The organism is Priestia sp. P5_B4, assembly GCF_056400385.1.
The window spans coordinates 1-7,101 of record NZ_JBFULJ010000146.1 but is presented as its reverse complement, the minus strand read 5'-3'; the positions used below and the strand labels follow the sequence as shown (position 1 = coordinate 7,101).

Genomic DNA, 7,101 nt, shown 5'->3' with positions numbered 1-7,101 from the left:
ATTTAAAAAGGTGGCTGTATAAAGAAAAACAGCTCTTAAAAAGGCTCTATAGACACTAACAGCAGCATTTTTACATAATAAATAAAAAAAGTTTTTAAAAAATCCTTGCGTTGAAGCTGACTTTAGGAGATAAGCTATTACTGTACCAGTTAACACAGCGAAAAACAGCGGGTCATCGACTTGCTTTCTTATTAAAGGTAGAAATCAGTTAAAACAGAAAGGATGAATTTTTATTATGTCTAATATAAAAGGTAAAGTTGTCATTATTACAGGTGCTTCTAGCGGAATCGGAGAAGCAACAGCAAAAGAGCTTTCAGCAAAAGGAGCAAAGCTTGTTTTAGCGGCTCGCCGTGAAGATCGTTTAAAAGCACTACAAGAAGATATTAAAGAAAACGGCGGAGAAGCGATCTATAAAGTAGTGGACGTGACGTCTCACGACCAAATGCAGGAGCTAGCACAATATGCACTTTCAGAATTTGGCCGCATCGATGTGCTTGTGAACAACGCTGGTCTTATGCCATTATCTCTTCTACGCAATCAAAAAGTAGATGAGTGGAACACAATGATCGATGTGAACATTAAAGGGGTTCTTTACGGAATTTCAGCAGTTCTTCCAGCGATGAGAGAACAAAAAGACGGACACGTGATTAACTTGTCTTCAGTAGCAGGTCACGCAGTAGGTGCTGGAAGTGCGGTATACAGCGCAACAAAATTTGCGGTTAAAGCGATCACAGAAGGTCTTCGTCTAGAAGAATCAGCTGGCGGAAGCAACATTCGCGCAACGAATATTTCTCCAGGAGCGATCGCAACAGAATTAAAAGAAACAATCACGGATACAGATTTAAAATCAGGTATTGATGAATTTTATAAAGGTGCCATCGAAGTGGAAAGCATCGCACGCGCGATTGCGTTTGCCATCGAAGAGCCAGCAGGTGTGGCAGTAAACGAAATGATTATTCGTCCTGTACATCAAGAATGGTAATGTGAGGACCTTGTTAACTCAAAAGCTGTCCGGAGAGTGACATTACTCTTTGGACAGCTTTTTCTATTTGTACCATTGATATGCACATGAAAATAGGAGTGAAACTACATGTCTTATACAATGAGAGACATGCAAGAAAAAACGGGGCTGTCTGCGCCTACTCTGCGATACTACGAAAAGGAAGGCATTTTACCATTTGTGGAACGAAATGAACATGATCACCGTCTATACAATGACCAGAATATCGAGTGGGTCAAGTTTATTTTAGCCTTACGTGCAACAGGGATGCCGCTTGTCGAGATTAAACAGTATGTAGAATCATATAAAAAAGGAGAAAGTACCATCAGCGAACGTAGAAACATGATGCTTCAGCATAAAAAGAAAGTGGAAGCAGACATGTCGCAAACCTACCTGCATCTAGAACGAATTAATTATAAACTTGCGCTGTACGATACGTTGGAAGCTGGTTTAAACAATAAACAAATAAAAATTTAAATGCTGATAACAGAGAATCCTGTTCATACACAAACTATACAGGTGTTAAAAACTGCGAAACAAACAAAACAAGATAACTGCACAGTTATCTTGTTTTGTTTGTTCTATTCTAGTATGTACTGCTTAAATAAAGAGCTACATCGCGAATTGCTTTATCAGTTGCACTTTCTATTAACTCTCTGTCCTTTGTATACGAATAAAGAGTATCGCCGTGAAGAAGGTGGTCTGATAAATTTAATAAGCCGACAGCCCGCTTGTTGAATTTATGAGCAATGGCCAAAGTGGTAGCTGTCTCCATATCCACACCGAGAAAACCTGCAAGCGACCATTCCTTTACCATGTCAAGTGTCTCGATCAGCATGGCACCCATACTGACCACGTGTCCTTTTATATAGCTGTAACCTTTTTGTTCACAATATCTACAGGCGGCTTCCACTAACTCTTGGTCAGCTTCTACAAGCGTTTTTTCTGGTAAATACCAGTGTGATACGCCATCTTGCATTTTTGCTGCAGATGCGATTAAGATATCCCCATATTGTATAGTAGAAGATAAACCTCCAAAATATCCCGTTTGAATAAATAAGTCGGTTCCGCTGCCGGCAAATTGATGTACGATGTTTGACGCCATCGGACTGCCGTACACATTCGCAAATCCTATGTTTCTGTTATTTAACTTACCTATTACCGTGTTCCATTTAGGCATATGAACATCAGTGGATAAGATCTMCTTCCATAAATTTATATTATCTTGAAATTCCCACTCACCATGAATAATAAATGCATTAGGCAGCTCTTTTTCTGGTAGCTTTAATACGTTTAGCCAATCTTCTTTTTCAAAATCGCCATACAGCTTCATCTTTTCCTCCTTATTTTCTCATTTAGACTAGTTAGAAAAGAATTCTTCATTACTAGCTTTCTTTCATTCCTTTAATTTTTAGAACTAACAAATATAAAAGAAATGACAGTGCTGATTTAAAAATGAAGTTATGCGTGCTTTTTTTTCTCATTTCTCGACAAATATTTAGAATTAAAAAGGAATTCAGTAATAATAAAAGAAATTTCTTACTAACGCTTATTTAAATTAGATAAAGCTGTGAGAAAAGCTCCGTTTAGTGAATGGATAAGAGGAGGGAAGGTACAGGTGTCAAATTATTTTCCCATAATTAAAACAAAAAGGCTTACCCTAAGGGAGATTGTAGCAGAAGACGCAGGCAGTATTTTAAAATACCTATCCGATAAAGAAGTAATGAAATACTACGGTCTAGAGCCTTTTACAACGGTTGAAGATGCTTCAAATGAGATTGCGTGGTATAAATCGATCTTAAACGAAAAATCTGGAATAAGATGGGGTATTACTCTTAAAGAACAAGACGACATTATTGGCAGCTGCGGGTTTCTTAATAGAGTTCATAACCATTACCGTGCAGAAATTGGATATGAGCTAAGCAAAGATTACTGGGGGAATGGGRTTGCTAATGAGGCATTGGGCGCTGTTATAAAATATGGTTTTACACATTTTAATTTGCGGAGAATTGAAGCATTAATAGAGCCTGCTAATACTGCTTCACAAAAATTAATAAAAAAGCATGGCTTTATAAAAGAAGGCTTATTAAGAAGCTATGAATTTACGTGTGGAAAATTTGATGATTTATATATGTATTCTTTATTAAAACAAGATTTTGACAGGCTTCAACCACATGAAGGGAATATCTAGACATCGTTATTAAGAATACGAATAGCATAATGACAGATAAGGGGAAAATGTATGGACCATTTTAATGTTGATATTGTTCACTATCTTCCTCAATTTGCCGAGCAAACGGTAAAAATGTGGAGAGATAGTAAAGAAAAAGCGATTGAACAAAAGGAAATGCACAGTTTTGACCGTCATGTCTATTTTTTAAATCATATATTGTCAGCACACTATAAAATTGAATTAGCGTTAATGGATGAACAAATAGTAGGAATGATTGCTTATCATGCTGACGAAATTAGCCAACTGTACGTTCATGTAGATTATCAAGGCGGAGGAATCGGACAGCTTTTACTTGAAAGAGCCAAGACAGAATCAAATGGAAAATTAATATTACGTACATTTGAACGAAATAAAAATGCCCAGAGGTTTTACGAGAAACACGGCTTCAGTATTATAAAAAGAGGATGTGAAAACGAAGAGAAACTACCCGATATTACATATGAATGGACAAACAAATGAAGCATACGTAATTTTAATAAAGGAGCGGTTAGTATGAATACGTTAGCACATGAAACATAACAACGCTGTCTACATGTCCGTGGTCCGCCTTTTACTAGTTTAGGATAGATGATTAATGCTAGCTATAAAAAGGAGGAGTTTAATATGATAACGGACAAACATTTTTTAAACGCTGTAGACAATACAAATGTTGATTTTACTGGATGGGATTTTTCTATTATTACTCGTACTGGTCGTACGGAAGTGAAGCTTTTCGTCTTATTCAAAACTCTAATGCCGCTTTAGATATGGGAACAGGAGGAGGAGAATTTTTATCTTTGTTACAGCCTTTTCCTCACGTTATGTACGCTACAGAAGGATACAAACCTAACGTTCCAATCGCTAAAAAACGTTTAGAACCGTTTGGTATCACAGTTGTTGAACGAACTGAAGACGCAGATTTACCGTTTAAAGATGATACATTCGATTTGATTTTGAACCAACACGAATCTTTTTGTGCTTCAGAAGTAAGCAGGATTTTGTCAAAGGAAGACACGTTTTTTACGCAACAAGTGGGGGGGTTAGACTGTTCACGAATCAATGAATGTATAGGGATTCCAATAAATAAAGAGTTTTGTAATTGGAACTTAAAGAAAGCAATAGAAGAGCTTAACCAAAGTTCTTTTAACATCATTTCTTGCAAAGAAGAGTTTCCTGTACAGAGATTTTATGATATCGGAGCGCTCGTCTTTTATTTAAAGGCAATTCCTTGGCAAGTTTCTAATTTTGATATCGAAACACATATCGGCGGATTGTATAACATACATCAAATTATAGAGTCTGAAGGTTTTTTCGACGTAGAACAACATCGTTTTATTATTAAAGCTGAGGCAAATAAATAGGTAATCAACCAGAGAAAGCCGATCTCTAACTGGAGACCTGCTTTCTCTGGTTTAATTATGTAATTGTTTGCTAGATAAATCTAGCTCAAAAAGAAGAGAATTTCGATCTGGATAATCATATTGAACTGTCAGATCCTTTTTGGTCACTTGTTTAAACCCAGCTTTTTTATAGAAATTATGTGATCGAGTAGCTTGAGATGGAGTATCTAAACTAATTTTAGAAAACCCGTGCTTCTGCACAAAAAGAAGTAAAGAAGCATAAAGATTTTTTCCTATTCCAAACTCTTTTCCTCTATAGTGCTTGTAGACAAAAAATTTCTTTAATATGCCTATTTCACTGGTTTTCTTTTGCAACCCAATACATCCTACTACTTCTTGCTTATCATTCAAAGCTATCCAAAAGTTACCGCCGGCATGGAGATAGTTTGACTTAATGTCTAAAATATCCGGCTGTTCTTCAACACTAATACCCACACCAGCTTCTACATTTTGTACATGCAATATTAGTTGAATAACTGTTTCTTTATACTTATCTTCATACAATAMAATCATTGATTAATAATAACCCCTTTCCTTCATTAAATGTTTCCTCCTCATTGCTCTTATTATATCTAGTACTATGGTGCAAATCTATTACGATAGTTGAGTAATAAAAATGTATCTATATGGAACGCTTGTTGTCTTGAATATGACTTTGTGAGGTATGAGATTTTGGTAATATGCAGTCTACTGCTTTTTTTGTAATGGGCATAAAAAAATTAAGCAGCACGCCGCCTAAAAACACGGTTAATAGCGTTCCGACACCAATTGGTCCGTTTAAAAGCATCGCAGCTAGTAAGAATGTGAGGTAAATCAATGTTCTTGAAAGTAATAAGTTTGTTTTAGCTAGTTTCTGTATGATTAATGTTAAGCGGTCAATTGGAATGGGTGCAAAATTTGTATGTAAATAGGCTGAGGTTCCTACACCTATAATGATTAAACCAATTCCAAAACAACATAATTTGCTGTACCACATTTCAAAGGGAGACCCATTCTGTAATAAAAAAAGCCATACATCAATACCTAGACCCGTTATGAATGCTGTTAACAGTCCCAGTACTTCCAGCTTTTGTTTGCTTAAAAGGGCATTAACACAAATTAATACACATGCAAGTACAATTTCCCAGCTTCCAACGCTAAGGCCTACGTTTAGGGATAGTCCAACTAAAAGTGCATCAAAAGGTGAAGCTCCTAGGTTGGATTGGATCGTCAAAGCAATTCCCAGAGTTAATAGTAAAATTCCTCCTACATAAACAACATATTTCACTGTAATCAGATCCTTTACTCATTATTTTTTTGTTGCAAATGCAACTATTTTAAGGTACATTAAACGTATATTATTTTTATTGTATTTGCAACAAAAATATGTGCAAAGGAGATATTTATGAGTGAAATTCTGCGTGAAATTGGGATGATAGCAAGAGCATTGGATTCGATTAGTAATATAGAATTTAAAGAGTACGACCTGACTAAGGGGCAGTATTTGTATTTAGTGCGAATATGTGAAAATCCGGGAATCATTCAAGAAAAGTTAGCTGAGATGATAAAAGTAGATCGAACAACAGCGGCTCGGGCTATAAAAAAGCTTGAAATGAATGGTTTTATTGAGAAGAAAGACGATCTCTACAATAAAAAAAATAAAAACCTTTTTCCAACTGAAAAAGGGAAGAACCTATATCCGTTTATAAAAAGAGAAAATGATTATTCGGATAAAGTGGCATTAGAAGGTTTTACCCAGGAAGAAACAGATACCATTCTTAAGCTGGTTCAAAGATTAAGAAAAAATATAGAAGCAGACTGGGAGTTTGTCAAAAAAGGAAACAAGAGAAATTATTGAGGATATAAAGGAGAGGCGCATGTCAGTGATGATGGATATAAAAAAGTGTACTCTTGAAGATGTAAATCACCTTCAACATATTAGCTGCAAAACATTTAATGAAACATTTAAAGATCAAAATTCACCTGAAAACATGAAAGCTTATTTAGAAAAAGCATTTACAGTAGAACAGTTACAAAAAGAACTATCAAATCCGTCCTCGCAATTCTTTTTTATGTATGTTAATCATGAAATTGCAGGTTATTTAAAGGTTAATACGGATGATGCTCAATCTGAAGAGATGGGGGAAGAAGCGCTTGAAATTGAAAGAATTTATATAGGTAACAGCTTTCAAAAACAAGGGCTTGGTAAACATTTATTTAATAAAGCAGTAGAGATAGCAACGATACTTAATAAAAAGAAAATTTGGTTAGGCGTATGGGAAAAAAATAAAAATGCGATTGCTTTTTATAAGAAACAGGGATTTGTTCAAACGGGATCTCACTCGTTTTATATGGGAGACGAAGAACAAATAGACTTTATTATGGTTAAAACACTTTTATAGTTTTAAAAAATAAGGATTATTCACTAATTTAACTGGTAGAGGATAATCCTTATTGCATATAGAGGTTTTATGATTTTTTTCAAAGCAAGATGCTCTTAGGGTAAGCAG

The 7,101-nt window shown here is 35.4% G+C and carries 9 protein-coding genes and 1 pseudogene; 7 read left to right on the top strand and 3 right to left on the bottom strand.

The features are described 5' to 3' along the window. The first annotated feature begins 235 nt into the window (after positions 1-235). Together AC1DRF_RS13190 and AC1DRF_RS13185 are read left to right on the top strand one after the other, a co-directional pair. A complete protein-coding gene (locus tag AC1DRF_RS13190; protein WP_427076707.1) occupies positions 236-982 on the top strand; it encodes an SDR family oxidoreductase in 747 nt (248 codons plus the stop codon). Positions 983-1,090: 108 nt separating this feature from the next. Further along, a complete protein-coding gene (locus tag AC1DRF_RS13185; RefSeq protein ID WP_162213961.1) occupies positions 1,091-1,477 on the top strand; it encodes a MerR family transcriptional regulator in 387 nt (128 codons plus the stop codon). 109 nt (positions 1,478-1,586) lie between these two features. On the opposite strand, the gene AC1DRF_RS13180 is transcribed toward AC1DRF_RS13185, so the two are convergent. Next, positions 1,587-2,333 (bottom strand): phosphorylase family protein, encoded by a 747-nt coding sequence (locus tag AC1DRF_RS13180; protein WP_477740898.1) that lies wholly within the window; start codon positions 2,331-2,333, stop codon positions 1,587-1,589. Between the two features lie 285 nt (positions 2,334-2,618). On the opposite strand from AC1DRF_RS13180, the gene AC1DRF_RS13175 reads away from it, so the two are divergent. The 3 genes and pseudogenes from AC1DRF_RS13175 (at position 2,619) to AC1DRF_RS13165 (ending at position 4,573) form a co-directional block, all read left to right on the top strand. After that, the gene (locus AC1DRF_RS13175) at positions 2,619-3,191 is read left to right on the top strand and encodes a GNAT family N-acetyltransferase (protein ID WP_477740897.1); all 573 of its coding nucleotides are present in this window, start codon (positions 2,619-2,621) and stop codon (positions 3,189-3,191) included. A 51-nt stretch (positions 3,192-3,242) separates the two neighbouring features. Further along, on the top strand, positions 3,243-3,692 hold the full coding sequence (locus AC1DRF_RS13170) for a GNAT family N-acetyltransferase (protein ID WP_097823835.1): 450 nt from the start codon (positions 3,243-3,245) through the stop codon (positions 3,690-3,692). A 144-nt stretch (positions 3,693-3,836) separates the two neighbouring features. Further along, positions 3,837-4,573, top strand: a pseudogene (locus AC1DRF_RS13165) (methyltransferase domain-containing protein). 51 nt (positions 4,574-4,624) lie between these two features. Here AC1DRF_RS13165 and AC1DRF_RS13160 read toward each other — a convergent pair. Together AC1DRF_RS13160 and AC1DRF_RS13155 are read right to left on the bottom strand one after the other, a co-directional pair. Further along, on the bottom strand, positions 4,625-5,125 hold the full coding sequence (locus AC1DRF_RS13160; protein WP_477740896.1) for a GNAT family N-acetyltransferase: 501 nt from the start codon (positions 5,123-5,125) through the stop codon (positions 4,625-4,627). A 109-nt stretch (positions 5,126-5,234) separates the two neighbouring features. Continuing rightward, positions 5,235-5,879 (bottom strand): YczE/YyaS/YitT family protein, encoded by a 645-nt coding sequence (locus tag AC1DRF_RS13155; RefSeq protein WP_477740895.1) that lies wholly within the window; start codon positions 5,877-5,879, stop codon positions 5,235-5,237. 117 nt (positions 5,880-5,996) lie between these two features. On the opposite strand from AC1DRF_RS13155, the gene AC1DRF_RS13150 reads away from it, so the two are divergent. Together AC1DRF_RS13150 and paiA are read left to right on the top strand one after the other, a co-directional pair. Continuing rightward, positions 5,997-6,449, top strand: a complete 453-nt coding sequence (locus AC1DRF_RS13150) for a MarR family winged helix-turn-helix transcriptional regulator (protein ID WP_427076712.1) — start codon at positions 5,997-5,999, stop codon at positions 6,447-6,449. Between the two features lie 19 nt (positions 6,450-6,468). Continuing rightward, positions 6,469-6,993: a spermidine/spermine N(1)-acetyltransferase gene (gene paiA / locus AC1DRF_RS13145; RefSeq protein WP_286670765.1), complete on the top strand. Its 525-nt coding sequence runs from the start codon at positions 6,469-6,471 to the stop codon at positions 6,991-6,993. The last annotated feature ends 108 nt before the right edge of the window (positions 6,994-7,101 follow it).

Coding starts and splice junctions, on each gene's coding strand:
- AC1DRF_RS13150 (WP_427076712.1), top strand. CDS start 5,997: ATGAGTGAAATTCTGCGTGAAATTGGGATGATAGCAAGAGCATTGGAT.
- AC1DRF_RS13190 (WP_427076707.1), top strand. CDS start 236: ATGTCTAATATAAAAGGTAAAGTTGTCATTATTACAGGTGCTTCTAGC.
- AC1DRF_RS13185 (WP_162213961.1), top strand. CDS start 1,091: ATGTCTTATACAATGAGAGACATGCAAGAAAAAACGGGGCTGTCTGCG.
- paiA (WP_286670765.1), top strand. CDS start 6,469: ATGTCAGTGATGATGGATATAAAAAAGTGTACTCTTGAAGATGTAAAT.
- AC1DRF_RS13170 (WP_097823835.1), top strand. CDS start 3,243: ATGGACCATTTTAATGTTGATATTGTTCACTATCTTCCTCAATTTGCC.